The following is a 26,031-nucleotide window of genomic DNA, read 5'->3' as shown; positions in this document are numbered from 1 at the left end:
CGCGTCAGTCCGCCGATCGGATGCGATCGCTCCGGGCGAGGAACGTGGCCGCGATGATCGTGGCGAGGCAGAGCACCGCGGGTCCGAGGGCCTTGCCGAGGTCGCCCTGCACCGCGCCCACGAACGCGTCGATGCCCTGCACGATCGTCATCGCGACGGCGAGCGCCAGCAGTGCGGCGTCGGAGCGGAACAGCGGCGCGACGAGCACGAGCACGACGAGCGCGGTGCTTCGCGAGGCCGCATAGAGCGCGTCCGCGTTGTCGGCCGCGACGCCGCCGTCGACGACCGCCGCGATCGCGAACGCGATGCTGACGACGGCGCTGATCACGGTGACCGCGTAGCAGATCCAGAAGGCTGCGCCGCGCACGGATGCGCTCGTCGATGCACTCATGTGCCCAGCGTGGACGACGCGCGGCACCGGGTCAAGGACGTCGGCGGCGCGGGGCGGATGCCGCGGGCTCGGCGCATGCCGTGCCCCGCCCCGCCCCTCAGTGCGCCCCGTGCGCGTTCCGCCCGAAGTGCAGCACGGCCGCCCACCGGCTCGCCGCACGGCCTCCGCGGCCGCCGCGAGCGGCCCGGGCGCCCGCGGCATCCGTCGCGCCCGCGGCATCCGTCGCCCGCTCGTGCTGCTCACGGCGACGCTCGAGCTCCCGCGTGAAGCGGGCCTCCTCGCTCTGCTGGAGGTGGAGGTAGCTCAGTTCCGAGATCATCATGTCGACTCCCTGTCCGTCTGGAGTCGAGATTCGTCGCTGAGGTGCCTCAGGCGTATCCGGCGATCGCCCTATTCTTCGGATGCCGCGGCCCGGCCGGCCTCAGGGCGTCTGAGGTGTTCGGGTCATGGGGCTCCTGCGCGGGTCATGGGGCACCGTACGGCGTCAGCGGCCAGGTGACCTCGGCGAGCTTCGCCTGGCCCGCGATGCTCGGGTGGAAGTAGTCGAGCACCGAGATGTGGCTCGACGTGAAGGCCAGGTTCGCGACCGCGTTGCCGTCGAACGTGCAGTTCGAGACGGCCGCGCAGGCCGCGGCCAGCGCCGTGTTGAACTCGACGACCCTCGCCTGCACCTGGTCGCGGCGGGCGTTGTCGGCGGCGGCGGTGCTCGTGGGCTTCGCGAGCATCGACTGGCACACCCGGCCCGCGGCCCACACGAGACGCGCTCCGGCCTTGGACTTGCTGAGCGACCACATCTGCTTCAGGTTCGGGATGCTCGCGACGAAGATCTTCGCCGTGGGCGTGCCCTGGTTGATGGTCTGGAGCGCCGCGAGCACGGAGGCCGAGAAGGTCGCGGTGGGCGTCATGCCCGCCACGGTCGTGGTGCAGGCGTCGTTGGCGCCGATCTCGACGGTCACGTACTGGGCTTGCTGGGCGACGGCCTTCTGCGCCTGCGCGAGCAGGTTCGCCGCCTTCGATCCGGTGACCGCGTTGTTGTAGACGGCGAGGGTGGTCGCCCCCGCGGCCTTCAGCCGAGTGGCGTGCGACTTCACGCTCGACGATGTTCCGGTGGACCAGCTGTAGGCGGGGCAGTCCTTGTATCCGCAGGCATCCGTCGCCTGGGTGATGGAGTCGCCGAGCGCGGCGATCGACGGCGGAGGCGGCGCTGCGGCCTGCGCGCCGGATGCCCCGGCGATCGATGCGGCCACGAGGGCGAGCGTCGCGACGACGGCCCCCAGTGCGGTGCGGATGCTGCGATGACGAACCACGGGCGTACCCTTCCACCAGGTCGGCGATGTCGGGCCGCATCGTCGTGGACACGGATGCACGGTGGGGCGTGCCGGGCGCACGCTACTCGCAGGCCGGGTCGGCGGCAACGCCCCCGAACGGGTCGCCTGCGAGGGACGCTTGGCGAGCGGATGCCGCGTGGGCGACCCCGCAGGCGGATGTCAGCGGCATCCGACAGAGTGGAACCATGACCGCAGCCCCGCCGCCCCCGTCCGAAGCGGCGGCCCCCGTCGACCTGCACGAGGGGGCCCTCGAGGCCTTGCGCGAGCTCGTCGGGCGCGATGACGCGGTGTTCCACGACGGGCAGTTCGAGGCGATCAGCGCACTCGTCGAGGGTCGCCGTCGGGCGCTCGTCGTGCAACGCACGGGGTGGGGCAAGTCGGCGGTGTACTTCGTCGCGACGCTGCTGCTGCGCCGGCAGGGCGCCGGGCCGACCGTGCTCGTGTCGCCGCTGCTGGCGCTCATGCGCGACCAGATCGCGGCCGCCGAGCGGGCGGGCGTGCGCGCCGTGGCCATCAACTCGACCAACGCGCACGAGTGGGGCGACGTGCTGCACAAGCTCGACGCCGACGAGGTCGACGTGCTGCTCGTGTCGCCCGAGCGGCTCAACAACCCCTCGTTCCGCGAGCAGCAACTGCCGACCCTCGTGCGCCGCATGGGCATGCTCGTCGTCGACGAGGCGCACTGCATCAGCGACTGGGGCCACGACTTCCGGCCCGACTACCGACGTCTGCGCGACCTCATCGCGCAGATGCCGCCGTCGGTGCCGGTGCTCGCGACCACGGCCACGGCCAACAGCCGGGTCGTGGCGGATGTCGCGGAGCAGCTCGGGTCCGACGGTGCGGGCACCGGCGACGCTGCCGGCGGCCCTGCCCGCGACGACGGCGGTGACGGCGTGCTCACGATCCGCGGACCGCTCGCGCGCACCTCGCTGCGCCTCGGCGTGCTGCGCCTGCCCGACTCCGAGAGCCGGCTCGCGTGGCTGCTCAGCCACCTCGACGAGCTGCCGGGCTCGGGCATCATCTACACGCTCACCGTCTCGGCGGCGAACGACATCGCGCGCGTGCTCCGCGAGCGCGGCCACGACGTGCGCGCCTACACGGGGCAGACCGACCCCGATGAGCGCGAGGAGTCCGAGGGGCTGCTGAAGCGCAACGAGGTCAAGGCGCTCGTGGCCACGAGCGCGCTCGGCATGGGCTTCGACAAGCCCGACCTGGGGTTCGTGCTGCACCTCGGCGCGCCGTCGTCGCCGGTGGCGTACTACCAGCAGGTCGGCCGTGCGGGCCGTGCGAGCGAGAGCGCCGACGTGCTGCTGCTGCCCGGCTCCGAAGACCGTGCGATCTGGCACTACTTCGCGACCGCGTCGATGCCCGACGAAGACCGCGCGCGCCGGGTCATCGACGAGCTCTCCGACGTGCCGCTGTCGACGCCGGCGCTCGAGGCGCGGGTCGACATCCGCCGCACGCCGCTCGAACTGCTGCTCAAGGTGCTCGACGTCGACGGCGCCGTGCGCCGCGTCCAAGGCGGCTGGGTCGCCACCGGCGAGCCGTGGAGCTACGACGCCGACCGGTATGCGCGCATCGCCGCAGAGCGCGAGGCCGAGCAGCAGCACATGATCGACTACGAGCAGACCGACGGATGCCGCATGGAGTTCCTCCAGCGTTCCCTCGACGACGAGACGGCGGCGACGTGCGGCCGGTGCGACAACTGCGCGGGCGTCTGGTACCCGGGCGACCTCGACGAGGGCGCCGCGGCCGCGGCATCCGGAGCCCTCGATCGGGTCGGCGTCGCGGTCGAGGCCCGCAAGGCCTGGCCGACCGGTGCCGACCGGCTCGGCGTTCCGGTCAAGGGCCGCATCGCACCGGGCGAGCAGGCGGGCGAGGGGCGCGCGCTCGCACGCCTCACCGACCTCGGCTGGGGCAACACCCTGCGTGAGGTCTTCGCCGCGGGCGCACCCGACGCCCCCGTCACGCCGCAGATGCTCGAAGCCTGCGTGCGCGTGCTCGCCGACTGGGGCTGGTCCGAGCGTCCCGTCGCCGTCGTGTCGATGCCCTCGCGCTCGCATCCGCAGCTCGTGCGCTCCCTCGCCGAGGGGATCTCGCGCATCGGCCGGCTGCCCTACCTCGGAGCGCTCGAGCCCGCGAACGGCGGACCGAGCGGCCAACCCGGCGGCAACAGCGCGTTCCGGCTGGCGGGCGTCTGGCAGCGGTTCTCGGCCGACGCCCTCGACGTGCCGGCCGGCGGCGTGCTGCTCGTCGACGACCTCGCCGACAGCCGGTGGTCGCTCACCGTCGCCGCCCGCGAACTCCGCCGCGCGGGTGCGACGAGCGTGCTCCCCTTCGTGCTCGCCCTTCGCGGCTGACCCCGCCCGCGCCACGCCCGGGCCGGGTCACCCACCCGGTGCCGAACCCCGCGCTCCACCCGCGTCTCACCCGCATCCCATCCCGCCTCTCATACTCTGCGAATTCAGGATGGCGCAGGCGTGTCGCAGGGTGCGACGCGGAACGCGGGGCTGCGACACGCCTCCGCTCCTGAATACGCAACTGGTGCGGGGTGCAGAGGGCGGGGCGGGGCGCGGGGTGCGGGTGGGCGAGGTACGGAGAGGGCGCGGCTACGCGGCCGCCTGCTCCTTCGCCACGAGGGTCAGCACGTCGTACGAGGCGACGAGCTCGTCGTGCTGGTTCTTCAGCACGGCATCCCAGCGCACCTCGCCGTACTCGTCGGTCTCGCGCGGGGTGATCTGCTTCGCGGTGAGCTCGACGCGCACCGAGTCCCCGGGCGATACGGGCGTGACGAACCGGAGGTTCTCGAGCCCGGAGTTCGCGAGCACCGGGCCCGGGGCCGCGTCCACGAAGAGCCCGGCCGCCCACGACACGAGCAGGTATCCGTGCGCGACCCGCCCCGGGAAGAACGGGTTCGCGGCCGCAGCGGTTTCATCCATGTGCGCGTAGAAGGTGTCGCCCGTGAAGTGCGCGAACGTCTCGATGTCCTCGAGCGTCACGGTGCGCGATCCCGACACGACCTGGTCGCCGATGCGCAGCTCGGCGAGCGACTTCCGGAACGGATGCACCTCGCCCGCCGCGGCGTACGGCGTCGACTCGGCGCCCGCGTGCCAGACGCCGGTCAACGCCGTGAGCATCTCGGGCGAGCCCTGCACGGCGGTGCGCTGCATGTGGTGCAGCACGGCGCGGATGCCGCCGAGCTCTTCGCCGCCGCCGGCGCGCCCGGGTCCGCCGTGCACGAGGTTCGGCAGCGGCGAGCCGTGCCCGGTCGACGTGCGGGCGTCGTCGCGATCGAGCAGCAGTAGGCGTCCGTTGTACGCCGCGATGCCCGAGGCGAGCGCCACGGCCACGGCGGGATCGTGCGTCGCGACGCTCGTGACGAGCGACCCGCCACCGCGTGCCACGAGCTGCACAGCCTCGTCGACGCTCGAGTAGCCGACGATCGAGGTCACCGGGCCGAACGCCTCGACGTCGTGCAGGGCCGGGCTCGCGGCATCCGCGAACCGCAGCATGACGGGTTCGACGAACGCGCCCTCGGCGGATGCCCCGGTCGACCCGTCGGCGAGCGTGACGGTGGGCGCGTCGGTCGAGCCGATGACGATCTCGCCGCCCGCGTCGGCCAGCCGTCGCACCTGTCGCAGCACTTCGTCGCGCTGGGCGATCGAGGCGAGCGGGCCCATGGTGACGCCCTCGGCGCGGGGGTCGCCCACCACGACGCGCGATTCGATGCGCGCGCGGGCGGCCTCGATGACGGCGTCGACGGATGCCTCGGGCACGACCGCCCGACGGATGGCCGTGCACTTCTGCCCCGCCTTCGTGGTCATCTCGGTGACGAGCTGCTTCACGTACGCGTCGAACTCGGGCGTGCCCTCGACGGCATCCGGGCCGAGCACGGAGGCGTTGATCGAGTCCGTCTCGCTCGTGAACCGCACGCCGCCGGTCTGCACCGAGTCGTTCGCGCGAAGGCGCTCGGCCGTCGACGCCGACCCGGTGAACGCGACGAGGTCGCCCAATCGGAGGTGCTCGAAGAGGTCGGGCACACTGCCCGAGACGAGTTGCAGCGAGCCGTCGGGCAGCAGCCCCGACTCGACGAGGATGCGCACGAACGCCTCGGCGAGGTATCCGCTCGGGGTCGCGGGCTTCACGAGGGTCGGCACCCCCGCGAGGAACGCCGGCGCGAACTTCTCGAGCGACCCCCACACCGGGAAGTTGAACGCGTTGATCTGCACGGCTACGCCGGGCAGGCGCGTGTAGATATGCCGTCCGAGGAATGAACCGTCCTTCGAGAGCTGCTCGACGCCGCCGTCGACGTAGACCTGCGAGTTCGGCAGCTCGCGCCGACCCTTCGACGAGTACGTGAAGAGCACGCCGATGCCGCCGTCGATGTCGACCCACGAGTCCTGCTTCGTCGCACCGGTGCGGCTCGAGATCTCGTAGAGTTCGGCCTTGCGCTCGGTCAGCACGAGCGCCATCTGCTTGAGCAGCACGGCACGCTGGTGGAAGGTGAGGGCGCCGAGCGAGCGCTGCCCGACCGTGCGCGCGTACTCCAATGCGGCGCCGAGGTCGAGACCCTCGGTCGAGACGCGGGCCACGACCTCCCCGGTCGACGCGTCGCGCACCGCGGTGCCCTGCGTCCCCGCCCCGCCCGAGGCATCCGACCCGTCCGCGACATCCGCCCCGCCCGCGGCATCCGGAACCCACCACTCCCCGTTCACGTAGCTCGGAAGCATCCCACTCATCGGTTCTCCTCTCGTGATCCGTCGATGTTCGCCCCACCCGCGCAGGCGAAGGGCGAAGATCGACGGATCGACATCAACACGGTCGACGTGCGCGCGCTCATGACGCGTCCCACGAGGTGAAGCCCTCGCCCGTCTTGCGCCCGAGGCGCCCCTCGGCGACCATGCGGCGCAGCAGGGCGGGCGGCTCGAATCGCGGGCCCAGATTCGCGGCGAGGTACTCGGCGATGCCGAGGCGCACGTCGAGCCCGACGAGGTCGGTCAGGCGCAGGGGGCCGACCGGATGCTTGTAGCCGAGCGTCATGGCCCGGTCGATGTCCTCCGCCGAGGCCACGCCCTCTTCGAGCATGCGGATCGCCTCGAGCCCGAGCGCGACGCCGAGCCGTGACGACGCGAAGCCGGGGGCGTCGGCGACGACGATCGGCGTCTTGCCGATGGCGTGCACCCAGGCGCGTGCCTCGTCGACGAGCGCCTCGTCGGTCGCGGCGCCGCGCACGATCTCGACGAGCGTCGACGCGGGCACGGGGTTGAAGAAGTGCGTGCCGAGGAACCGCGAGGGCCGGTCGAGCAGCGCCGCGAGCTCGTCGATCGAGATCGACGAGGTGTTCGAGGCGAGGGCGGCGTCGTCGGCCAGCACGGCCTCGACCCGGGTGAGCGCGTCGATCTTGAGGTCGAGCTGCTCGGGCACGGCCTCGACGACGAGCGAGCAGGGAGCGAACGCGGCGACGTCGGTGCTCGTGGAGAAGCGCGCGCTGATGACGTCGGCGGCTTCGTCGGCGGTGCCGCGGTCGACGGATGCCGCGACGGAGGCGAGCACCTTCGCCGAGGCGGCGGCCGCGGCATCCGCATCGCGTTCGACGACGGTCACGCGCGAGCCCGCGAGGAGGAACGCGTGCGCGATGCCCGCGCCCATGCGTCCGCCGCCGAGCACGCCGACCTCGGCGGGCGCGCCGGTGCCGACCCCCGCCGATCGAACATCGCGCGACGCAGGAGCACCGACCCCCGCCGATCGAGCATCCCGCGACGCAGGAGCGCCGCCCCCCGCCGATCGAGGAGCGCGCGACGCAGGAGCACCGCCCCCCGCCGATCGAGGAGCGCGCGACGCAGGAGCACGCGTCTCGAGATCCCGCGGATTCACGTCACTCACGGCTGCTTCCTCTCCAGGAACTCGGTCATGCGCCGGAACTTCTCGGGGCTCTCGAAGAGCACCGCCTGCGCCTCGTGGTCGACCCGGGGGTGCTCGGCCCGCGGCGCGCGGAACACGCGCTTGGTGGCGATGGTCGCGTCGCGGTCGTTTCGGGCGATGCGGTCGGCGATCGCGTGCGCGGCGCCGAGCAGCTCGGAGGCCGGATGCAGCGCGCTGACGAGCCCGATCGCGAGCGCCTCGTCGGCCTGCACGGTGCGCCCGGTGAGCAGCATCTCGGCGGCGCGCGCATCGCCGACGATCTCCTTCAAACGCCAGCTCGCACCGGCGGCGGCGAGGATGCCGAGCCCGGTCTCGGGGTTGCCGATCTTGAGCGACGGCGTCGCGATGCGGATGTCGGCGGCGTAGGCGAGTTCGGCGCCGCCACCCAGGGCGTACCCGTCGAGCGCGGCGATGACCGGCATCGGCAGTTCTGCGACCCGGATGAACGCGTTCGCGTTGATGCCTCGGCGGGCGTCGTCGGCTCGGCGTTCGCGCAGTTGGGCGATGTCGGCGCCCGACGCGAACACGCCGCCCGCGCCGGTGAGGATCAGGATGCGCGGGATCGCCTCGAGTTCCGCGCAGAGCAGGTGCAGCGCGTCGACGGTGCGCTGGTCGATGGCGTTGCGCACGTCGGGCCGGTCGAGGGTCGCGACGACGCGGTCGGGGAACCGTTCGATCCGGAGCGGCGAGGGTGCGTGGGCACCGGCGCCGGCCCCGGCCGAGGGCGATGCGTCCGTCCGACGCCCGGCTGAGGCATCCGTCATGACATGCGCTCCACGATGAGGGCCGATCCCTGCCCGACGCCGACGCACATGGTCGCGAGGCCGTAGCGCGAGCCCTCGCGTTCCATGCGGCCGAGCAGCGTCACGACGAGGCGCGATCCGGAGGAGCCGAGCGGATGCCCCAGGGCGATCGCCCCGCCGTCGGCGTTGACGCGCTCGGGGTCGAGGCCGAGGCGGCGCATCGAGGCGATGGACTGCGTGGCGAACGCCTCGTTGAGCTCGATCGAGCCGAGGTCGCCGACGGTGAGGCGCGAGCGGCCGAGCGCCTTCTCGGTCGCAGGCACGGGCCCGAGGCCCATGATCTCGGGGGCAAGACCGGCGGATGCCCCGACCACGACGCGTGCGCGCGGTTCGAGTCCATACCGCTCGACGGCTTCGGCGCTGGCCACGACGATCGCCGAGGCGCCGTCGTTGAGCGAGCTGGCGTTGCCGGCGGTGACCACGGATCCGCCGGCGACGACGGGGCGCAGCCCGGCGAGCGCCTCGAGCGTGGTGTCGCGGCGCGGGCCCTCGTCGACGAGCACCTCGCCGCCGCGGGCGAGCGGCACCCCGACGATCTCGTCGGCGAAGCGGCCGGCGTCGATCGCGGCGGCGGCGCGCTGCTGCGAACGCAGCGCGAAGGCGTCGGCCTCGGCGCGGGTGATGCCGTCGACCCGGGCGACCTCTTCGGCCGTCTCGGGCATCGAGAAGGTGGCCTTGTCGCGGGCGAGCAGTCGCGCGTTCGGGAACCGCCAGCCGATGGACGTGTCGTAGGCGGCGCCGGGCTTGGCCCACGCCTTCTCGGGCTTGGCCTGCACCCACGGCGCACGGGTCATCGACTCGACGCCGCCTGCGACGACGAGGTCGGCGTCGCCGGCCCGGATCGCCTGCGCGGCCATGGTGATGGCCGACATGCCCGACGCGCAGAGCCGGTTCACGGTGATGCCGGGCACCGAGTCGGGCAGCCCCGCGAGCAGCACCGACATGCGGCCGACGTTGCGGTTGTCTTCACCGGCTTGGTTGGCGGCGCCAAGGATGACCTCGTCGATGACGCCCTCGGCCACGGCGGCCGGGTCGAGGCCCGCGCGGCGCACGGCCTCGCCGACGACGAGGGCCGCGAGGTCGTCGGGCCGAACGCTCGCGAGCGCTCCCCCGTATCGACCGACGGGCGTGCGCACGCCTCCGACGAGATAGGCCTCGGGCATCGAATCTCCTGACGTCGTTGTCCGGTCGAATTAGTGACCGACCGTTCAGGAAGTAATTATGGCACGCGCACCCGCCGGCACGCCACCCGGGCGCCGTCGGCCGGCGGCCGGCGACATCCGCCCGACCCGACGCCGGCCCCGCGGCATCCGCTCGGGATGCCGAACGCGAAACGCCCCGGCCCGCACGAGTGCGAACCGGGGCGCGGGGCCGGGGCATCCGTCGCTCAGTCGAGCAGGTCGCGGCCCTTCGTCTCCTTGACCAGCGAGACGCCGATGAGCGAGATGACGCTGGCGATCGCGATGTAGAGGCCGATCGTCCACGACTGGCCGGTCGCGTTGAGCAGGGCCTCGGCGATCATCGGGGCGAACGCGCCGCCGAGGATGGCGCCGAGCGCGTAGCCGATCGAGACGCCCGAGTAGCGCACGCGCGCCGGGAACATCTCGGCGTAGAGCGCGGCCTGCGGTCCGTACGAGAGCCCGAGCCCGAAGGTCATCACGAACAGCGCGACGAAGTACCAGACGATGTTGCCGGTGTCGATGAGGAACCACATCGGGATCGCCCACAGCGCGAGGAACGCGTACCCGATCTGGAACGTGCGCACCCGCCCGAGCCGGTCGGAGATGCGCCCGCCGAAGAGCGTGAACACGAGCCAGCCGAACGAGGCGAACGTGGTCGCGAGCAGCACGCTCGGGCGGTCCATGCCGAGCGCGGTGACCGCGTAGGTCGCGAAGTAGGCGATGAGCAGGTAGCCCGCGGCGTTGTTCGCGATGAAGATGACGGCGGTGAGCACGACCTGCTTGGTGTTGTGGCGGAACAGCTCGCGCAGCGGGGTCGAGGATTCCTTACGGCGCTTCAGGAGCTCCTCGAAGACGGGGCTCTCCTCGACCGCGCGACGGATCACGTAGCCGACGATGATGAGCACGATCGAGAGCAGGAACGGGATGCGCCAGCCCCACGCCATGAAGGCCTCGGGCGACATCGAGCTCGTCAGCACCCACAGCGTGAACGTGGCGAGGATCATGCCGACGGGCACGCCGATCTGCGGGAAGGCGCCGAAGAAGCCGCGCTTGCCGTTCGGGGCGTGCTCGACCGCCATGAGCGCCGCGCCGCCCCACTCTCCGCCGGCGGAGAAGCCCTGGAGGATGCGCAGCAGGATGAGCAGGATGGGCGCCGCGATGCCGATCGCGGCGTAGGTCGGCAGGAAGCCGATGAGCGAGGTCGACAGGCCCATCATGATGAGGGTGAAGACCAGCATCCGCTTGCGTCCGAGCTTGTCGCCGAGGTAGCCGGCGACGACCGCGCCCAGCGGGCGGAAGAGGAACGAGATGCCGATGGTCGCGAACGCGAGCACCTGGGCGAGGCCCGGGTTCGACTCGGCGACGGGGGCGAGGAAGAGCGGCGCGAGCACGAGGCCGGCCGCCTGGGCGTAGATGAAGAAGTCGTACCACTCGATCGAGGTGCCGACGAGGGTGCCCGCGAGCACCCTCCGCTCCTCGGCGGGCATGCGCCCGGGCTTCGTGCTCTCTCTGACTTCGGTCGACATGCGAACTCCGTTGTTCTGGCGTGCTTGGGGGAATGGACCCGGAAGCCGACGTCGTCGCCCGACTTCCTGACCGATTGTTCGGTTGGGAATTGAGCGTACGCAACGACGGATGCCGCGCGCAACCCGAACGGGTCACGGACCCCGAAGTCCAGCCGGCGCCGAACGCGACGAGACCCCGCGTCGGATGCGACGCGGGGCCTCGTTCAGCTGCGCTGCGGCGGCTCGGGCGGCGGATGCCTCAGACGGTCTGCTGCTCGTCGTCGGACTCGATCGTCTCGTCGGCCTCCTCGAGCACGTCGGGGGTGTCGGCCGTGTCGGGCTGCTCCTGCTCGGGGGCGTCGGATGCCTCGGGAGCGGCGGATGCCTCGACCTCGACGGCCTCCTCGACCTCGGCGACCTCGGCGACAGGAGCCACGTAGCCGGGCGCGTCCTCGGGGAACGCCTCCTCGCCGAACGCGAGGAACTCGAACGGCGCGGCGATCTCGGCGCGGTCGAGCAGGTCGGTCATGCGACGCTGGCGGTTGCGCGGGATGAGCGTGACGACACGTCCCTCCTTGCCGGCGCGGCCGGTGCGGCCGGCGCGGTGCAGGTACGTCTTGTACTCGTCGGGCGCGTCGGCCTGGATCACGAGGTCGATGTCGTCGACGTGGATGCCGCGCGCCGCGACATCCGTCGCCACGAGCACGTCGACCCGGCCAGAGGTGAGCTGCTGCAGGTTGCGCGTGCGGCGCGACTGGTTGAGGTCGCCGTGCAGCGCGACGGCACGGATGCCGAAGTCCTCGAGGTGATCGGTGAGGTCTTCTGCGAACGCACGCGTGCGGCTGAAGACGAGGGTCTTGCCCTTGCGGTTGGCGAGCTGGGCGACGATGTCGCGCTTCTCGCGGTTCTCGATGACGAACACGCGGTGCTCGATCGTCGAGGAGGCCTGGTCTTCGCCGGCGACCTCGTGCACGGCCGGGTCGACGAGGAACTCGTCGACGAGCGTCGCGACGCCCTGGTCGAGGGTTGCCGAGAAGAGGAGCCGCTGGCTGCCCTTCGCGGTGCGGCGGAGGATGCGCTGCACCGGCTCGAGGAACCCGAGGTCGCACATGTGGTCGGCCTCATCGAGCACCGTGATGGCGATCTCGCTGAGGTCGAGGCGGCCCTGCTCGATGAGGTCCTCGATGCGGCCGGGGGTGCCGATCACGATGTCGACGCCGCGCTGGAGCGCGCCGACCTGACGACCCTGGGGCACGCCGCCGTAGATCTGCGTGGTGAAGAGGCCGACGCTCTGCGCGATGGGCTGCACGGTGCGGTCGATCTGCAGCGCGAGCTCGCGGGTCGGGGCGAGGATGAGCGCGCGGGGGCGACGGCCCATCTGGCGCTTGCCGCCGGCCTTGCCCGACTGGGCCCACAGGCTCATGAGGCGCTCGACCGTCGGGGCGCCGAAGGCGATGGTCTTGCCGGAGCCGGTCTTGCCGCGGCCGAGCACGTCGCGACCCTCGAGCACGACCGGGATGGTCGCGGCCTGGATCGGGAACGGGGATGCCGCGCCGAGCTCGGCGAGCACGCGCACGACGTTCGGCCCGAGACCGAGGTCGCCGAAGCTCACGCCGTCGACGTCGCCGGCCTGGATGGCCTCGGCCTCGAGGCGCTCGAGCACGACGTCGTCGTTCGGGGTGAAGTGGGCACCGGCGTCCTTGGCCGGGTAGAAGCTCGACGGGCGGCGCGCGGAGTCCTGGAAGCCCGGGCGGTCGAAGTCGCGGCGTGCGGGGCGGTCGTTGCGGTCGAAGTCGCGGCGCGGCGCGCGCTCGTCGCGCTCGAAGGAGCGCGTCGGGCGGTCGTTCCGGTCGAACGAACGGGGGGCGCGGTCGGCGCGGTCGTTCCGGTCGAACGAACGAGGTGCGCGGTCGTTGCGGTCGTTGCGGTCGAACGAACGAGGCGCACGGTCATCGCGATCGAACGAACGAGGCGCACGGTCATCGCGATCGAACGAGCGGGCCGGGCGAGCCGCACGGTCGTTGCGATCATTGCGGTCGTACGAGCGCGCGGGGCGCTCGTCGCGGCCGCCGCGGTCGTACGAGCGAGGGGCACGGTCATCGCGATCGTACGAACGGGGAGCACGGTCCGTGCGGTCGTTGCGGTCGAACGAGCGCACGGGACGCTCGTTGCGGTCATACGAGCGGGGAGCGCGGTCGTCGCGATCGTTCGAACGCGCGGGACGCTCGTCGCGGCCGCCGCGGTCGTACGAACGGGGAGCACGGTCATCGCGGTCGTACGAACGGGGCGCACGGTCGTCGCGCCCGCCGCGGTCGTACGAGCGGGGAGCGCGGTCGTCGCGATCGTTCGAACGCGCGGGGCGCTCGTCGCGGCCGCCGCGGTCGTACGACCGAGGAGCACGGTCGTCGCGAGGCGCACGGTCGGCACGGTCAGCGCGGTGCGGCGAGCGACCGGCGGAGACGCGCTCGTCGCGCGACCAACGGTCCTTGGCGCGAGGCGCTTCGGCCTCTTCGGCGCGGTATCCGCGGTGGCCGGCGCTGCGGCTGCCGGGCTTGGACGACCCGTGGCGCGCGGGCTTGCCGCCCTTCGCGTAGGAGGGGTCGAAGTTCTTGGCGGGTCGGCCGCCGGCGGGCTTCTTGTTCTTGGGCATGGCGATGCTTTCTGGGTTACTTCAAGTACATGGCAGTACCGCCGCGGGGCGGCGCGCTGAGAACCCGGAACATCGTCGACCGGGGCCGTTCACATACGGTGACTATTCGAGGGCGACTGCCCCGAAACCGGCCCCTGGACTCACAAACCCATCCGCACGACATGCGCGGTGTCCAGAACCGACCTTTGAAGAATAGCGGATGCCGCTGAGAAACCGCCGTACACCCGGCGATGTCGCCGCCGGTCCTCGACTTTGCCCTGCGGCATCCGCGGAGTAGCATCGCTGCACCCCTGAACCCGGAGCTCCTGGTGACCTCGACCCGAAACGCAGGCGGCTCCGGCATTCGCTCCCGGCGAGTCCTGGTGACCGCCGCTGCCGCCCTCGCGGCGATCGTCGGCGTGTCCGCCCTCTCGGGCTTCCACCACCAGCTTCGCGAGCTCGACCCGGGCGAGGCGCAGGCCGCGAGCGAGGTCACGACCCCCGCGATCGTCGGCATCCGCACGTTCACCGCGCCCGAGGGCATCACCGTCGACGCCGACCTCGAGTACGGGGTGCGCGACGACGGCACCGTGCTCACGCTCGACATCTGCCGACCGGCTTCGATGCCCGCCGAGGCCGCCCCGGCCGCCGCCGCGGCGCTGACCGACGACGACGTGACCGCGCTGCCCGCGGTCGTGTCGATCCACGGCGGCAGTTGGGCGCGCGGCGACAAGGCGAACGCCGACTGGCGGAACGTCTGCATGTGGCTCGCGAGCGAGGGCTTCGTCGCGGCATCCGTCAACTACCGGCTCGTGCCCGAGGTGCGGTTCCCGGCGGCGATCGAAGACGTGGCGCATGCCGTCGCGTGGCTGCGCGACCCCGAGCAGGCGAGCCGGTTCGGCCTCGATCCGACGCGCATCGGCGCGTTCGGCGGTTCGGCCGGCGGCAACCTCGCGGCGTTGCTCGGCACGACCGGCGAAGGGCCGCTCGACGAGGGTTCGCGGGTCGCGGCGGTCGCCGAGCTCTCGGGCCCGGTCGGGCTCTCGGCCGAGTCGCTGCTCGCCGACGGGGCGTCCCCCTGGCTCCGCGGCATCGTCGCCGACTACCTCGGATGCGAGCCCGACGCCATCGACGCGTGCCGGCAGGCGACGGATGCCTCGCCGGCGACGTTCGTCGACGCGAGCGACCCGCCGTTCCTCATCGGCCACGCCGAGACCGAGATCATCCCGCTCGGCCAGTCGCAGCGGCTGGCCGACGAACTCGCCGCAGCCGGGGTCGAGGTCGAGCTGGCCGTCGCGCCCGGCTCCGAGCACTCGATCGGCATCCTCGACGAGGCGATGCGCGTCCGGGTGGCGGGCTTCCTGCACGCGAACCTCGGCTGATCCGGCGATCGGCTCGACCTGAGCGGATGCAGGTGCGATCATCGGCGGGAGCCGATCACCCGAGGAAGGCGAAGATGACGCACGAGGACTCCCCCATTCGCGTCTCGCGGCACGAATGGCGCCTGATCGCCGTCCGCACGTGGCACGAGTTCCGCATCAACCAGAGCGCCGACATCGCGTCGGCGCTCACGTACTACGCGGTGCTCACCATGTTCCCGGCGACCCTCGCCGCCCTCGCGATCCTCGGGGCGTTCGGCACGGCGCAGGACGTGACGCGCGACGTCCTGGGCGTCGTCTCCGATCTCGGGGGCGACTCGGTGGCCGCCGCGCTCAGCGGCCCGGTCGAAGAGCTGCTCGACCGGTCGCATCAGTGGTTCGCGATCTTCGTGGGGCTCGCGGGCGCGCTCTGGTCGACGTCGGGCTACCTCGGCGTGTTCGGGCGCGGCATGAACCGCATCCTGCACGTCGGCGAGGGCCGCCCGTTCTGGAAGTCGCGCCCGCTCATGCTCCTCGTTGCGGCGGCGGCACTCGTGCTGGGCGGGGCGCTCGCGCTGATCCTGCTGCTGAGCGGGCCGGTGGCGGATGCCGCGGCCCGGTCGCTCGGCCTCGACGAGGGGGTCGTCTTCTGGTGGGATCTCGCGAAGATCCCGTTGGCGCTCGGCCTGATGGCCCTCACGATCGCGCTCCTCTACTGGGCGACGCCGAACGTGCGTCGCCGCAACTTCCGGTGGTTCAGCGTCGGCGCGGTCGGCGCGATGCTCGTGTGGGCCGCGGCGACGCTGCTGTTCGGCTGGTATGCGGTGGGCTTCGGAACGTACGAGCGCAACTACGGCGCACTCGGGTTCGCCGTGGCGTTCATGCTGTGGTTCTGGCTGTCGAACCTCGCGATCATGCTCGGCGCGGTGCTCGACACCGAGGTGGAGCGGGTGCGCCAGCTCCGTTCGGGCATCCCGGCCGAGGAGCATCTGCACCTGCCGCTGCGCGACGACCGGATGATCCGCAAGAACCGCGAGCAGCGCGAAGCCGACGTGCGCGCCGCAGCCGACCTGCGCACGCCGGTCGACACGGACTCGTTCGTCTGACACCCGCCTCCGCACGCCCAACTCCGCCCCCGCCCCCGCCGAGTGCGCGCGAATGCGACGAGCGCGCGGTGCGAACCGCGCGCACTCGTCGCATTCGCGCGCGTTCGAGCATGTCGCGCTCGCGACTGCGCTCGGGGCATGACGACGGCCCCGGGGTCGGGGTCCCCGGGGCCGTCTTCTGGGCCGCCTCCTCGCGCGCGTCGCCGGCACGCGAGGAGGCGGGGTCTGTGGGTCCGGCGTCGCCGGATCAGTGGTGGTGGCCGACGTCGCCGTGCAGTTCGCCGTGCGGCACGGCGACCTCGCCGGCCTCCGTCGCGGCGAGCGCGGGGGTGGCGAGCGCGGCGACGAGGGTCGCGCCGACGAGCATGCCGATCGTCGAGGCGCGAGCGCCGGATCGACGCCCGCCCGAGGCATCCGCCCGACGCGGCCCCGAGGCATCCGCCCGACGCGGCCCCGCGGCATCCGCTCGACGCGGCCCCGCGGCATCCGCTCGCTCCACGCGCCGAGACCGCAAGGCTGCGGCGGCACCGAACGCGACGGCGACGAGGAACACGTCGGCGGCGAGCATCGGCAGCACCGAGACGCCGAGATCGGGGGCGGCGCCCGAGGCGATGACCGCCCCGGACGCCGCGATGATCCCGAGCGACACGACGAGCGTGCCGCGGGGGGCGGGCGCACGACCTGCCCGCAGCGCCGCCACGCCCCAGCCGAGTGCGGCGACGCCGCTCCCGACGAGCGCGACGGCCGCCGCGGTCCCCCATGCCGTTGCGCCCAGGGCACCGGCGCCCACCGCGGTGAGCACGAGCCCGGCGCCGAGTGCGGCGAACATGGGCCAGCTGCGCGTGAGGTCCGTCAGTGCCGACACGGCCGGGCTCCCTAGGCCGTCGCCGTGCGGGTGGACGAGACCGAGCGCTCGGCGCCGAGTCCGACTCCGAGCAGCACGAGCGCGCTCGCGAGGTGCAGGAAGTGGTCGGCCGTGTTGAGCGCGAGGATGTTCGCCGCGGTGCCCGCCAGGAAGAACCCGACGATGCCGAGCAGCAGGTAGGCGGCGCCGACGACGGTGTTCGTCGTCTTCGCCGCGCGGGCGCTCACGATGCCGGCCACGAGCAACGCGGCTCCGATGAGCAGGTGCGCGATGTTGTGCAGCGGGTTCACCGCGAAGAGCCCGAGCAGGAGCCCGCCCTCGGTGGCGATGAAGCCGACGCCGCCGGTGACGGCGAAGCCGAGCAGGCCGACGACGAGGTACACCGCGCCGAACACGACCCCGACGATGCGGTTGACAGAGTTTCCCATGATGTTTCCTCCTGAGTTGCGCGAGCGGATGCCGCGACATGACGTTCGGTGCGGGTGCCGGGTGCTCCGCCCGAGGGCGGAGCACCCGGCGATCGTCACATCGTGGGCATCAGCACCGTGTCGATGAGGTAGACGGTCGCGTTGGCGGTGTGCACGCCACCGCAGATGACCTTGGCGTCGTTGACCATCAGGTCGTCGCCGGAGCCGGTCACCTCGACGGTGCCGCCCTGCACGGTCGTCTGCGTTCCGACGACCTCGTCGGGCGTGAGCTGCCCGGGCACGACGTGGTATGTCAGGATCGTCGTCAGCAGGTCGGCGTCGGTCTTGAGCGTGTCGATGGTGGCGGCGTCGATCTTCGCGAACGCGTCGTCGACGGGCGCGAAGACGGTGAACTCGTCACCGTTCAGCGTGTCGACCAGGTTCACGTCGGGGTTGATCTGACCCGAGACCGCCGCGGTGAGCGTGGTCAGGATCGGGTTGTTGGATGCCGCGACCGCCACCGGGTCCTCGGCCATGCCGGCGACCGATCCGGCGCCGTCGGGCACCTCTTCGGCGTAGGCGGCGCAACCGGGGCCGACGAGGTCGGCGGCGGGGTCCATCTCCTCCATGGCCTCCTCGCTAGGGGCGGCCTCTTCGGACATGGTGGACTCGTCGGACTCGGACGACGTGGTGTCGCCCGAGCTGCATCCGGCCAGGCCGAGCATGGCGACGGCCGTGATCGAGAACACGGCGAGTGCGGTACGGGTGCTGCGGATCGATCGCATCGGATCTCCTCCTTCGTAGTGGCCGGCCCGGAGCGGGTCGACACGAGGGGTTCGGAGGTCCCGCGAGATCGGATTGGACGGATGTCGCAATCACTTCGACGGATGTCTCGACCGTCGATCCGGGCTCCGGCCGCACCCGGATCGACTTCCCGTCTCGGGCTCGGCGGCCCGCATCCGGTCGCCCCGGCTGGCTGCCCCGCAAAGCACCCCTTCACCGGGCATCTTCGCGGGCGGGTCTTGCGGGATTCGGGCGCGCCGAACCCTTCGGGCGAAGCGCGCGCTCGCAGTCTCAGTTGAGCGCGGGCCCGCTGCCGGACCGGCTTGCGGGCGCGCGCCCCGGCGGCGATTGGGCGCGCGGTGTAACGTCTGGCCCTCCTTATGGGGTTCCTCGCCTCAGTAGCGCCACCGCTAGCGTTCGATCTGTTCAGTCAACTGAGGATTGGTGACGACGGGGATCATGCGAAGCGAGGCGGGTTCGGCCCGAGTTGCCTGGGTGCTGATCTTCGTCGGTGTTGCGTTGCTCGTGTTTGTCGGTCTGTCGCTCTCGCTTCGAGCAATCGGTGGATCTGCGATGTCATGGTGCCTCGTTGATGCGTCCTCATCCGGCGCGGTCGATTCGGGTCGGCCGGAGGACGACCCGACTTTCCGATACACCGTCTTCCCGTTCGGACTGGAATGCTCACTGTTCGCCGGCGACGGACGACCGCGGGTGAACGATTTTCTGGACCTTGGAACGGTCCCGCTTTACGCAGGAATCAGCTGCCTGCTGGTCGGCTCGTTCGTATTGTTGCGACATCGCCCGAGAGAACCAAGATCGTCTGACGAGCTCAGCAGGTAAGGGTCCGAGGAGCATCTGTCGGCTTCGGGAAGTCAAGGCCGAAAGCCGGTCGGCCGCCGGGCGCCCGTGGGTGGATCCACCATCGCACCACTGTTCATTGCGAACGAGTGAGCGTGCAGGGAGGTTGTGCCGGTGCGATCTCGGTTCCAACTCGTTTCGGAACCGATTTGGCAACAGAACGGCGTCGCCCCACTTATCCGCCGGCTGGCACGATGAGATCAGGTGTGGCCGATTTCCGTGTTGAACGTGTTCGAGTACGCAGCGGTTCCCGCCGATGCTTGCAGGTGGCCGGCAGCGTTGTCGTGGCGAGCGTGATGATCTTGACGGGATGTGCTGAGGTCGAGCAAGGGAGGAGTACCTCAGACGCTGGCTCAGAGGTTCCCAGAACCGTGCGTGGGCTTCCGGACAATTGGGCCGGACCTAATCCAGACCTCCTCACCGGCGACCCGATCGTCGGTTGGGTGGGCGAGTCCGAGTTCGGGCTGATCACGTTCGGGAGCAGTAGCTGCCCCGTTGTCGCCGGCGAATTGCACGTGATCGATTCCGATGACGTGAGCATCCCACTCAGCGCTTCGCCGAATGACCCGTGCACGGCAGACATGGCCGCGACCACTCACGTGTTTGATCTCCCGTCCGAGGTGACCGGGAGACCCGTAACCGTGAGACTGACGAACGAGGAAGACGACGCTGAACGCGTGCTCACACTCCGATAACGCATCAGCCCGCGAGCGGATCCGCTTGCGCAGTGCGGGTGCACTGGAGTTGACCACGCTGCGACCGCCGTCGATCGGGTCAATGCTCCGCATCGTGCCACGGCACAACGGTCGCGCCGACCGGTGCAATCGCGATTTCGCGGTCATCAGACTGCACGAGGCAGATCAAGCGGCCGCCGAGTAATGCGGCGCCTCGCGATGTCTCAGCCATGATCTCGAGGAGAAGTTGTGCCGATTCGGGATGGGCTTCCACGAAGGCGTCGTATCGATTGAGTACGACGACGAGTCCTGTCGCCTTCGGGTCCCACCCGTAGTCGTGCTCGACGACGTCCCTCAGGCAGTCGGCGAGTGCATCGAAGTTCCGTCCGTAGTAGTCCGGGAACTCAAACGCAGCCGCGAGCTGATCGTGCATTGCCGCGAGCTGACTCCAAGTGGTGGCGTCGAACTCCAGGACTTGATAGCGGAGCTTCCTCAGCTCCTCGAGCGTCGAGGCCATCCGGTTGGCCCTATGGAACAGCGTGACGGGCGAATTGGCCAGCAGTCGATATGCGGGGTCTTGACCGAGATCGGTCTGCAGATCGAAGGACGCCATGGGGCGAGCCTAACTGGACGGCCGCTGCGCTCTCAGAGGGCACTGGCCGGCCCAGTTGCCGATCCGTGTGCGGGCCGTCGCGGCGAATCGGAAACAGTTTGGTCGGCTGGAGTGCCGACCCGAGAATAGCAATGTGAAGAGTGTCGTCTCCCTCGCCGATTTCAAAGCGGCCTTTGGCGGGGACTTCGCCGGCCCTTTGCCTGATGGGCAGGTCCTCGGGTCGAGCCAATCTGACTGGCCAGCGGTAATGCGGGCGATCGCTCGCACCGGATGGAACGTGGCGTGGAATCGCGACGGTGGAAACGTCGAGTTTGGTCAGCTACACGATCCGGATCGCCGTCATGATTCATTCGCGGTGCGCCCCATGCCCAACGTCCAAGTGAACTTCTTCCTGGGCGACGAGGTACTCTTCGACGTCGATCTGCGCGAGCTCGAGGATCAAAGCGCGCTCGACGCCCTCTGCGAAGTTCTCGTACTCCTAGGACGGTCGCTAAGAAAGCCGGTGACCCTGTCTCACGAGGGGAACTTCGACGACGTCGTCATTCGCTACGAACCAGGCATCGACGAATTCACGTTGATTCCAATACCGATCCCCTGAAGCTCCTCCGGACTATGAAGCCGCTCTGGGGCAGCCGGCGCCTGATCTGAGGATGAGGCGATAGCGGATCCCGGATGGCACCACATCGACGCAAGTGGTCTCCTCTAAACCCAGTAGCGTTCCCGTGATGAACGTCCGCGTGTTTCGCCCAGCAGTGCCCGATGGGTTTGAGTGGGTCTTCCCGGTCGATCCGGGCGACTTCGAGGTGTTCTGGACGCTCTCCGAGCGGCAGCCGGGCAGTCCTTGGGAGCCGATCCAGATGCGTTTCCTGAAGGACGATGAGCACGGGCTGCCATGGCGCCGTTCGAAAATGCCCTGGCTAGGTAGGCATGTGCTCATCCTTCGCGAGGAAGCGATTGAGGCTGTCGGGCCGCTCCTCGCCCCGCACGGCGAGCTGCTGCCTCTGGAGTGTGATGAAGCCCGACTGATGGTGTTTAACGCTCCCCAAGTGGCGAACGCGCTCGAGGAAAACCAATCTGAAATCGTCCGTTTTACATCCGGACGAATCATGGATATCCGCCGCCATGTCTTCAATATGGGTGCGCTCGCGGGGAAAAGCGCGTTCAAACTTGCCGAGCTTCCCCGAGGTGATCTCTTCCTCCGAGGCGACTTGGTCGAGGCGATTCGAGCGACGGGCCTCACCAGTGGCACAGAGTTCCGGCTGATTCACGATGCAGACGCAGTGGCGGCTCAGTAGGGGATCGGTTTGCGGGCTGGCTCCAATCCGTGAATTCCTCGCCGTCTCATCCATCCCTTGCTAGCCTCCGTGAAGGAGGCGACGAGATGGCCGATTCGGAGTACCGCCCAGGAATTTGGCGAGTGCTGAGAGCGCTAGCTGCGAGCTTAGGTTCGGCACTCTCTGCGATGGGTTCGGGTGGTGGGCTGCCAATAGGCCGCCCGAGTGACGATCTGCCAGCGAAGCGGGCGGATTACCGCCCCTAGCCCACGTCGCCCGTTCGTCGATCCGCTTCTGACTCGAACGCTGACGCCATGATCTCGAACGTTGCGACCGGTACTCTCTGGCCGAGTTGGGCGCTTGGAGGTCAGCGAGCATCACTTCGCGGTCTAGTCCTCCGCGGCGAGCAGTCGGCGCATCCGCGTTCTGGCGCGTGAATAGCGAGCCCGTGCTGCTTCTGGGCGGATGCCGAGGATCTTCGCGGCATCCGTCAGGGTGAAGCCTTCCCAGATGACGAGGGCGAGGACTTCACGGTCGGCTTCCGAGAGCCGGGCCATTGCGTCGATGGCCGTGTGGTCGTCGCTTCGTGCGCTGAATTGCTTCGAGACGTGGAGTTCGTCTCTCAGCCGCTCGGTAAGCCGGATCCGACGGATAGCACCGCGGCGGCGGGTCCTCAGGATTTGGTGCGCGATCCCATAGGTCCACGCACGTTGATCCGATCGTTCGACCGGGAATGCGTCCCGGCGACGCCAAAGCACAAGGAGCGTCTCGCCGAGACAGTCAGCGGCATCTTCGGCAGGGTTGACGCGGCGGCCGAAGTAGGTGAGCAACTCGGGGGCGATAGACCGAACGAACACGGTGAACTCATCTCCCTCCCCAGACTCACCCACGCCCGCCGCGGCGGATGAAGTGATTCTTGGCTCGGTACTCACTCGTCACGTCCCAGCAGTCCATCGCAAGCCGATTCGCCGTACCCGGCCTCAACGAGGGACCGGTCGCCGGCGGCCGCACTGCGGGCGATCTCTTGGAGGCGGTCGACGACGCCGCCGCCGTCGTTCGCGACGATCGACGGGTAGTGCGCTTGATCAAGCAGCCAATCACTGGCTACTGCACGGCGTGCAGATTCGTCGTCCGCATCAGCGTCGAGCCATTCGTCGTACCAGGCGCAGATCGCCCAGAACTCGAACGTCGTCGTGATTGCTCCCTCCTGTACGAACGAGTTCGGCTCACTGCCCAGACGCGAAACGGTTGCATCGACGCGTTCGATCGCGTCTTCCCGTCCGAGGCTTGCCGGTAGTTGCAGCCCGTCCGGGTAGGCCTCTGCAATGACGGCTGGAAGATCCTCGCCTGCCAGGTTGAGCCACTCGGTGTTGTCTTCTTGAGTGCCTCGGCTCGTGTCGCCGTAGTCCCCCGTTCGGGCCGAGAGCCAGTTGGCGACCGCCGTGACCGGCACCGCGATACCGGCCGCGAGAACCGCAGCCAGCACGCTCGCAACGATGACGCCCGACCGCCGCCGCGATGTCCGCCGCGACTCTCCGAACGCCGCTGACCGGACGCTCTCGTCCTCGAGCTGGACTGCGAGCTCTCGAGCAGCCACCGCGAGCGCCTCATCAAGTCGGACACCACCCAGGGGTCGCAGACGCGCCCGGAGTTCCGGGTCGTCTTCAGCCTGTGGTTCTTCTGCCTTCATGCCCCATCCATGGCCACTACCACCAGAAGTGTGACAGCCCGCATCAAGAAAACGAGGAACTCAAGTCACCAATGGGCCGCCCGCTCACGGATCGGCTGCTCCCACACCAGGGACGGTTCGCGGCCTTTCGCGCGGGACTCCGCGCTCAGGATTTCCATGGGCGATCTGGTTGAACTCGGCCGTTCCGGTGCAGCCCATCAGGTGACGCTCGCGATCGTCGAGCCGAGCATGATCGCGGCGAGCACCTGCATGATCACGCCGATGATCGCGTGCACGCCGATGCCGGCGACCGCGAGGATGAGGATGTAGATCCGTCCCACCCAGTCGAACACTCGCGGTTTCGGGTGCGCCGGAGGAAGGAAGCCCGCGAGACCCCGCAGCAGCCACCCGGAATACCAGAACGGGATCGCCAGCGTGAGGAAGAGGACGCCCAGGTACACGCTCCGTTCGTCAATGTCGACGAACCCGAAGGTGATGACGGCGACGAACGGCAGGGCCGCGGCGATGAAGAACTGCCCATGGCCGGCCCACCAAACGCCTCGGAGGAACCGGTCGTACTCGGCTGGCGGTCGACGGCGGAACCACCTCACCTTGGCGGGTTGGCTATCGTCGACGGGTGCGGTTTCGGTCATGGGCCCCTCCACACAGAGCGTGCCATGCGTTTGGCGCTCCAGGATCCTGCTGCGGTCACGGTCGACCGTTACTGATTGCGGTTCTGCGCCTCGTCGGGCCATCGCCATCTGCGGGGCCGGTCGGCGATGTTGTCGCCCTTCAAGCGCCGGTCGACGTAGTGCATGACGACGCCCGCGGCGATAAGGGCAGCACCGAGCGGTGCGAGGACCGTCCGTGCGATGGCGATGAGGATCTCGAAGATCCCGGCCGCTGAATACCATTCGTCAGTGTTGGGCGCCCACCAGGCTTCAAGTACCTGGGGTGCGGCCGCGACGAGGAGCCCTCCAACCACGGCGACCCCAGCGCCCCAAAGGATCACCGTTCGCGGCATTGATTCGATCGACATGCGCCTCCCTGCGACTTCACACGCAGACTACTCGGTGCCCAAACTCGTCTCTCACCGAAATTCGGTCGGAATCTATCGATCCTGACCGCAGCAGGATCCTCACTGGGACACGTACCGCACCTTATCGACTTCCCAGATCGGGAGCGTCTTCGGAGACCACTCGATCCGAACGCTTTCACCTTCTGAGAGCGATGCGGGACGATCGTCGTACCTGATGTCGCCGTAATAGATGATGGTGGTCAGCCCGCTCGAGTCGAACTCTTCCTCAGTCACGCAGTTCGCCCCGCCTTTTCCGCCCTGCTCGATGATGAGACAGACGCGCTGCTCAAGATCACGTGCCGCGAAAATATTCCATCCCACGAGATTCGTGAGATAGCGGGTGTCTTCGGCTGGCCCTTCGGGCAGCGGGGTATTTGGCTTGTCTGACGGCTCCGGCGGGGTGTCGAACACCGCAAGGCCGGTGGGTTCGGCCGCGTTCTCAGATATGACCCGGCCACCGATAATGAGAACCGTCAAGCCTGAGACGATGGCAGCGCCGACCAGGAGCTTGTGACGTATGGTCGTTGAGTCCCAGCTCGATTGCCGCGTTGATCCCATGCCAGCAGTATCGTGCACCCGATCGGCGATTCCCGATGCGGCGATGCCACCGATCCGGTCCGGACGCATCGGTCCGATGCAGCGAGCGGAAGCCCGACCCCGCCCGCATGCCGGTCGACCAGTGCATGAGATTTCGCATGATGGCCGTCGCATGGGCGGCATCCACCGGATTCCCATGCACTGGAACGTGCCCGAACCCGAATGCCGGTCCTCGGCAGCGGCCGACCCCGTTGTGGCTCGATAGTCGGTGCCGCCGTTTTGCTGCCGTGGGCTAGGGCAGGAGGTCGAGCATCTGTGGGCGCGCCTTCATCGAGTGGATGATGAGTTCGCTTCCGCTGTCGAAGACGAGGACGACGGTTTCGAGGAGTCGCCCCTGCGTGTCGAAACCGAGGCGCAGCTGGCGCGCAGGCGAGTCCTCGTCGAGGTCTTCGATCCAGAGCGGCCAAGATGCTGCCTGGATTGAGTCTTCCGGTGTGATGCCGTGCTTCAGCGCTGCGTCATGGACTCTCACGCGGCGTACGCCGCGATCGCTTCACGAATGAGCTCCGATCGCGACTTGTGCTCGCGCGCAGCTCGCTCCTCGAGCGCTGCGAGTTCTTCGGACGTGAGTCTCAGTGCGACGACCTGGGCAGGCTCGGCGCCACGCCCGGGGCGCCCGCGCCCGCGACGCTTGAGCGTATCGACGTCATAGCCGGCCTCTGCCTCTGCCGACCAGGCCGCGATCTGCTCTTCTGTGACCGGTGCTCCGTTGATCGTTTCGTCTCCGCCCATACTTTGAGCGTAATACGAAAATATCAGCAGGTCTAGGGTGCCTCACTGAACGATCCCTGCGGGCACCCGTGCGCGGAACCTCTAGTTTGGGGAAATGGCTTCAATGGGTGCTTCCCGAGGAACTTTCTGGCTCGCCTTGGGTGCCGTGGGCCTTCTCGCAGCGGTCTGGGTGGTCACTCTGCTCGTTCCGGATGGTCGCCCGGAGAGCCTCGACACCGCCGAGAAACAGGTACTTGAGGTCTTCGATCGGATCGAAGG

At 69.7% G+C, this 26,031-nt stretch carries 25 protein-coding genes; 5 read left to right on the top strand and 20 right to left on the bottom strand.

From position 1 onward, the window contains the following. Nucleotides 1-4 precede the first annotated feature (4 nt). The 3 genes from GQQ92_RS10265 to GQQ92_RS10255 all read right to left on the bottom strand — a co-directional run bounded on the left by GQQ92_RS10265 (nucleotide 5) and on the right by GQQ92_RS10255 (nucleotide 1,698). Complete coding sequence (locus GQQ92_RS10265) at nucleotides 5-391, bottom strand: hypothetical protein (RefSeq protein WP_156999176.1); 387 nt, start codon at nucleotides 389-391, stop codon at nucleotides 5-7. Between the two features lie 97 nt (nucleotides 392-488). Further along, nucleotides 489-713, bottom strand: a complete 225-nt coding sequence (locus GQQ92_RS10260) for a hypothetical protein (RefSeq protein WP_156999175.1) — start codon at nucleotides 711-713, stop codon at nucleotides 489-491. A 142-nt stretch (nucleotides 714-855) separates the two neighbouring features. After that, nucleotides 856-1,698: an SGNH/GDSL hydrolase family protein gene (locus GQQ92_RS10255; protein WP_197738200.1), complete on the bottom strand. Its 843-nt coding sequence runs from the start codon at nucleotides 1,696-1,698 to the stop codon at nucleotides 856-858. Between the two features lie 206 nt (nucleotides 1,699-1,904). On the opposite strand from GQQ92_RS10255, the gene GQQ92_RS10250 reads away from it, so the two are divergent. Next, nucleotides 1,905-4,079, top strand: coding sequence for a RecQ family ATP-dependent DNA helicase (locus GQQ92_RS10250; protein ID WP_156999174.1), 2,175 nt, complete (start codon nucleotides 1,905-1,907; stop codon nucleotides 4,077-4,079). Nucleotides 4,080-4,328: 249 nt separating this feature from the next. Here GQQ92_RS10250 and paaZ read toward each other — a convergent pair whose 3' ends face one another. From paaZ to GQQ92_RS10220, 6 genes are all read right to left on the bottom strand, one after another. Then, entirely contained in the window at nucleotides 4,329-6,458 is a 2,130-nt protein-coding gene (paaZ, locus tag GQQ92_RS10245) for a phenylacetic acid degradation bifunctional protein PaaZ (protein WP_156999173.1), read from the bottom strand. A 97-nt stretch (nucleotides 6,459-6,555) separates the two neighbouring features. Further along, nucleotides 6,556-7,386: a 3-hydroxyacyl-CoA dehydrogenase family protein gene (locus GQQ92_RS10240; protein WP_156999172.1), complete on the bottom strand. Its 831-nt coding sequence runs from the start codon at nucleotides 7,384-7,386 to the stop codon at nucleotides 6,556-6,558. 212 nt (nucleotides 7,387-7,598) lie between these two features. Beyond that, the gene (locus tag GQQ92_RS10235) at nucleotides 7,599-8,405 is read right to left on the bottom strand and encodes an enoyl-CoA hydratase/isomerase family protein (RefSeq protein WP_156999171.1); all 807 of its coding nucleotides are present in this window, start codon (nucleotides 8,403-8,405) and stop codon (nucleotides 7,599-7,601) included. After that, a complete protein-coding gene (locus tag GQQ92_RS10230; RefSeq protein WP_156999170.1) occupies nucleotides 8,402-9,607 on the bottom strand; it encodes a thiolase family protein in 1,206 nt (401 codons plus the stop codon). The genes GQQ92_RS10235 and GQQ92_RS10230 overlap by 4 nt, the downstream gene beginning before the upstream one ends. Nucleotides 9,608-9,831: 224 nt before the next feature. Beyond that, nucleotides 9,832-11,151, bottom strand: coding sequence for an MFS transporter (locus GQQ92_RS10225; protein WP_156999169.1), 1,320 nt, complete (start codon nucleotides 11,149-11,151; stop codon nucleotides 9,832-9,834). Nucleotides 11,152-11,389: 238 nt separating this feature from the next. Further along, nucleotides 11,390-13,780: a DEAD/DEAH box helicase gene (locus tag GQQ92_RS10220; protein WP_156999168.1), complete on the bottom strand. Its 2,391-nt coding sequence runs from the start codon at nucleotides 13,778-13,780 to the stop codon at nucleotides 11,390-11,392. Nucleotides 13,781-14,142: 362 nt separating this feature from the next. On the opposite strand from GQQ92_RS10220, the gene GQQ92_RS10215 reads away from it, so the two are divergent. Together GQQ92_RS10215 and GQQ92_RS10210 are read left to right on the top strand one after the other, a co-directional pair. Then, entirely contained in the window at nucleotides 14,143-15,141 is a 999-nt protein-coding gene (locus GQQ92_RS10215) for an alpha/beta hydrolase (protein ID WP_156999167.1), read from the top strand. Between the two features lie 74 nt (nucleotides 15,142-15,215). Then, complete coding sequence (locus tag GQQ92_RS10210) at nucleotides 15,216-16,223, top strand: YihY/virulence factor BrkB family protein (RefSeq protein ID WP_197738199.1); 1,008 nt, start codon at nucleotides 15,216-15,218, stop codon at nucleotides 16,221-16,223. Between the two features lie 247 nt (nucleotides 16,224-16,470). Here GQQ92_RS10210 and GQQ92_RS10205 read toward each other — a convergent pair whose 3' ends face one another. The 4 genes from GQQ92_RS10205 to GQQ92_RS10190 form a co-directional block, all read right to left on the bottom strand. Beyond that, complete coding sequence (locus GQQ92_RS10205; RefSeq protein WP_156999165.1) at nucleotides 16,471-17,088, bottom strand: hypothetical protein; 618 nt, start codon at nucleotides 17,086-17,088, stop codon at nucleotides 16,471-16,473. A gap of 11 nt (nucleotides 17,089-17,099) precedes the next feature. Continuing rightward, nucleotides 17,100-17,516 (bottom strand): DUF4383 domain-containing protein, encoded by a 417-nt coding sequence (locus tag GQQ92_RS10200; RefSeq protein WP_156999164.1) that lies wholly within the window; start codon nucleotides 17,514-17,516, stop codon nucleotides 17,100-17,102. A 95-nt stretch (nucleotides 17,517-17,611) separates the two neighbouring features. Then, nucleotides 17,612-18,280: a fasciclin domain-containing protein gene (locus GQQ92_RS10195; RefSeq protein ID WP_156999163.1), complete on the bottom strand. Its 669-nt coding sequence runs from the start codon at nucleotides 18,278-18,280 to the stop codon at nucleotides 17,612-17,614. A gap of 1,630 nt (nucleotides 18,281-19,910) precedes the next feature. Beyond that, on the bottom strand, nucleotides 19,911-20,423 hold the full coding sequence (locus tag GQQ92_RS10190) for a barstar family protein (protein ID WP_156999162.1): 513 nt from the start codon (nucleotides 20,421-20,423) through the stop codon (nucleotides 19,911-19,913). Nucleotides 20,424-20,556: 133 nt separating this feature from the next. Between GQQ92_RS10190 and GQQ92_RS10185 the strand changes: the two genes are divergently transcribed. After that, nucleotides 20,557-21,021 carry a hypothetical protein gene (locus tag GQQ92_RS10185; protein ID WP_156999161.1) on the top strand — a complete coding sequence of 155 codons (465 nt, stop codon included), beginning with the start codon at nucleotides 20,557-20,559 and terminating at the stop codon, nucleotides 21,019-21,021. A gap of 127 nt (nucleotides 21,022-21,148) precedes the next feature. Further along, the gene (locus GQQ92_RS10180; protein WP_156999160.1) at nucleotides 21,149-21,718 is read left to right on the top strand and encodes a hypothetical protein; all 570 of its coding nucleotides are present in this window, start codon (nucleotides 21,149-21,151) and stop codon (nucleotides 21,716-21,718) included. 368 nt (nucleotides 21,719-22,086) lie between these two features. On the opposite strand, the gene GQQ92_RS10175 is transcribed toward GQQ92_RS10180, so the two are convergent. From GQQ92_RS10175 to GQQ92_RS10145, 7 genes are all read right to left on the bottom strand, one after another. Further along, the gene (locus GQQ92_RS10175) at nucleotides 22,087-22,554 is read right to left on the bottom strand and encodes an RNA polymerase sigma factor (RefSeq protein ID WP_269149165.1); all 468 of its coding nucleotides are present in this window, start codon (nucleotides 22,552-22,554) and stop codon (nucleotides 22,087-22,089) included. Between the two features lie 71 nt (nucleotides 22,555-22,625). Continuing rightward, nucleotides 22,626-23,387: a hypothetical protein gene (locus GQQ92_RS10170; RefSeq protein WP_156999158.1), complete on the bottom strand. Its 762-nt coding sequence runs from the start codon at nucleotides 23,385-23,387 to the stop codon at nucleotides 22,626-22,628. Between the two features lie 197 nt (nucleotides 23,388-23,584). Continuing rightward, nucleotides 23,585-24,019, bottom strand: a complete 435-nt coding sequence (locus tag GQQ92_RS10165; protein ID WP_156999157.1) for a hypothetical protein — start codon at nucleotides 24,017-24,019, stop codon at nucleotides 23,585-23,587. Nucleotides 24,020-24,087: 68 nt separating this feature from the next. Next, nucleotides 24,088-24,405: a hypothetical protein gene (locus GQQ92_RS10160; RefSeq protein WP_156999156.1), complete on the bottom strand. Its 318-nt coding sequence runs from the start codon at nucleotides 24,403-24,405 to the stop codon at nucleotides 24,088-24,090. A 99-nt stretch (nucleotides 24,406-24,504) separates the two neighbouring features. Then, complete coding sequence (locus tag GQQ92_RS10155) at nucleotides 24,505-25,071, bottom strand: hypothetical protein (protein WP_156999155.1); 567 nt, start codon at nucleotides 25,069-25,071, stop codon at nucleotides 24,505-24,507. Nucleotides 25,072-25,273: 202 nt separating this feature from the next. Further along, nucleotides 25,274-25,513 carry a toxin gene (locus GQQ92_RS10150; RefSeq protein WP_156999154.1) on the bottom strand — a complete coding sequence of 80 codons (240 nt, stop codon included), beginning with the start codon at nucleotides 25,511-25,513 and terminating at the stop codon, nucleotides 25,274-25,276. Further along, complete coding sequence (locus tag GQQ92_RS10145; protein ID WP_156999153.1) at nucleotides 25,510-25,773, bottom strand: ribbon-helix-helix protein, CopG family; 264 nt, start codon at nucleotides 25,771-25,773, stop codon at nucleotides 25,510-25,512. Before GQQ92_RS10145 ends, GQQ92_RS10150 begins: the two co-directional genes overlap by 4 nt. Between the last annotated feature and the right edge of the window lie 258 nt (nucleotides 25,774-26,031).

The sequence above is a fragment of the Agromyces terreus genome, assembly GCF_009749465.1.
GTDB lineage: Bacteria > Actinomycetota > Actinomycetes > Actinomycetales > Microbacteriaceae > Agromyces > Agromyces terreus.
Note: the sequence above shows the minus strand (reverse complement) of the source record. Positions and strands in the feature narration are given on the sequence as shown.

Excerpts from the sequence above, each read along its gene's own strand:
- GQQ92_RS10265 (WP_156999176.1), bottom strand. The coding sequence starts at position 391 with ATGAGTGCATCGACGAGCGCATCCGTGCGCGGCGCAGCCTTCTGGATC.
- GQQ92_RS10260 (WP_156999175.1), bottom strand. The coding sequence starts at position 713 with ATGATGATCTCGGAACTGAGCTACCTCCACCTCCAGCAGAGCGAGGAG.
- GQQ92_RS10250 (WP_156999174.1), top strand. The coding sequence starts at position 1,905 with ATGACCGCAGCCCCGCCGCCCCCGTCCGAAGCGGCGGCCCCCGTCGAC.
- paaZ (WP_156999173.1), bottom strand. The coding sequence starts at position 6,458 with ATGAGTGGGATGCTTCCGAGCTACGTGAACGGGGAGTGGTGGGTTCCG.
- GQQ92_RS10235 (WP_156999171.1), bottom strand. The coding sequence starts at position 8,405 with ATGACGGATGCCTCAGCCGGGCGTCGGACGGACGCATCGCCCTCGGCC.
- GQQ92_RS10230 (WP_156999170.1), bottom strand. The coding sequence starts at position 9,607 with ATGCCCGAGGCCTATCTCGTCGGAGGCGTGCGCACGCCCGTCGGTCGA.
- GQQ92_RS10225 (WP_156999169.1), bottom strand. The coding sequence starts at position 11,151 with ATGTCGACCGAAGTCAGAGAGAGCACGAAGCCCGGGCGCATGCCCGCC.
- GQQ92_RS10220 (WP_156999168.1), bottom strand. The coding sequence starts at position 13,780 with ATGCCCAAGAACAAGAAGCCCGCCGGCGGCCGACCCGCCAAGAACTTC.
- GQQ92_RS10210 (WP_197738199.1), top strand. The coding sequence starts at position 15,216 with ATGACGCACGAGGACTCCCCCATTCGCGTCTCGCGGCACGAATGGCGC.
- GQQ92_RS10200 (WP_156999164.1), bottom strand. The coding sequence starts at position 17,516 with ATGGGAAACTCTGTCAACCGCATCGTCGGGGTCGTGTTCGGCGCGGTG.
- GQQ92_RS10195 (WP_156999163.1), bottom strand. The coding sequence starts at position 18,280 with ATGCGATCGATCCGCAGCACCCGTACCGCACTCGCCGTGTTCTCGATC.
- GQQ92_RS10190 (WP_156999162.1), bottom strand. The coding sequence starts at position 20,423 with ATGGCGTCCTTCGATCTGCAGACCGATCTCGGTCAAGACCCCGCATAT.
- GQQ92_RS10180 (WP_156999160.1), top strand. The coding sequence starts at position 21,149 with ATGAACGTCCGCGTGTTTCGCCCAGCAGTGCCCGATGGGTTTGAGTGG.
- GQQ92_RS10170 (WP_156999158.1), bottom strand. The coding sequence starts at position 23,387 with ATGAAGGCAGAAGAACCACAGGCTGAAGACGACCCGGAACTCCGGGCG.
- GQQ92_RS10165 (WP_156999157.1), bottom strand. The coding sequence starts at position 24,019 with ATGACCGAAACCGCACCCGTCGACGATAGCCAACCCGCCAAGGTGAGG.
- GQQ92_RS10160 (WP_156999156.1), bottom strand. The coding sequence starts at position 24,405 with ATGTCGATCGAATCAATGCCGCGAACGGTGATCCTTTGGGGCGCTGGG.
- GQQ92_RS10155 (WP_156999155.1), bottom strand. The coding sequence starts at position 25,071 with ATGCGTCCGGACCGGATCGGTGGCATCGCCGCATCGGGAATCGCCGAT.
- GQQ92_RS10145 (WP_156999153.1), bottom strand. The coding sequence starts at position 25,773 with ATGGGCGGAGACGAAACGATCAACGGAGCACCGGTCACAGAAGAGCAG.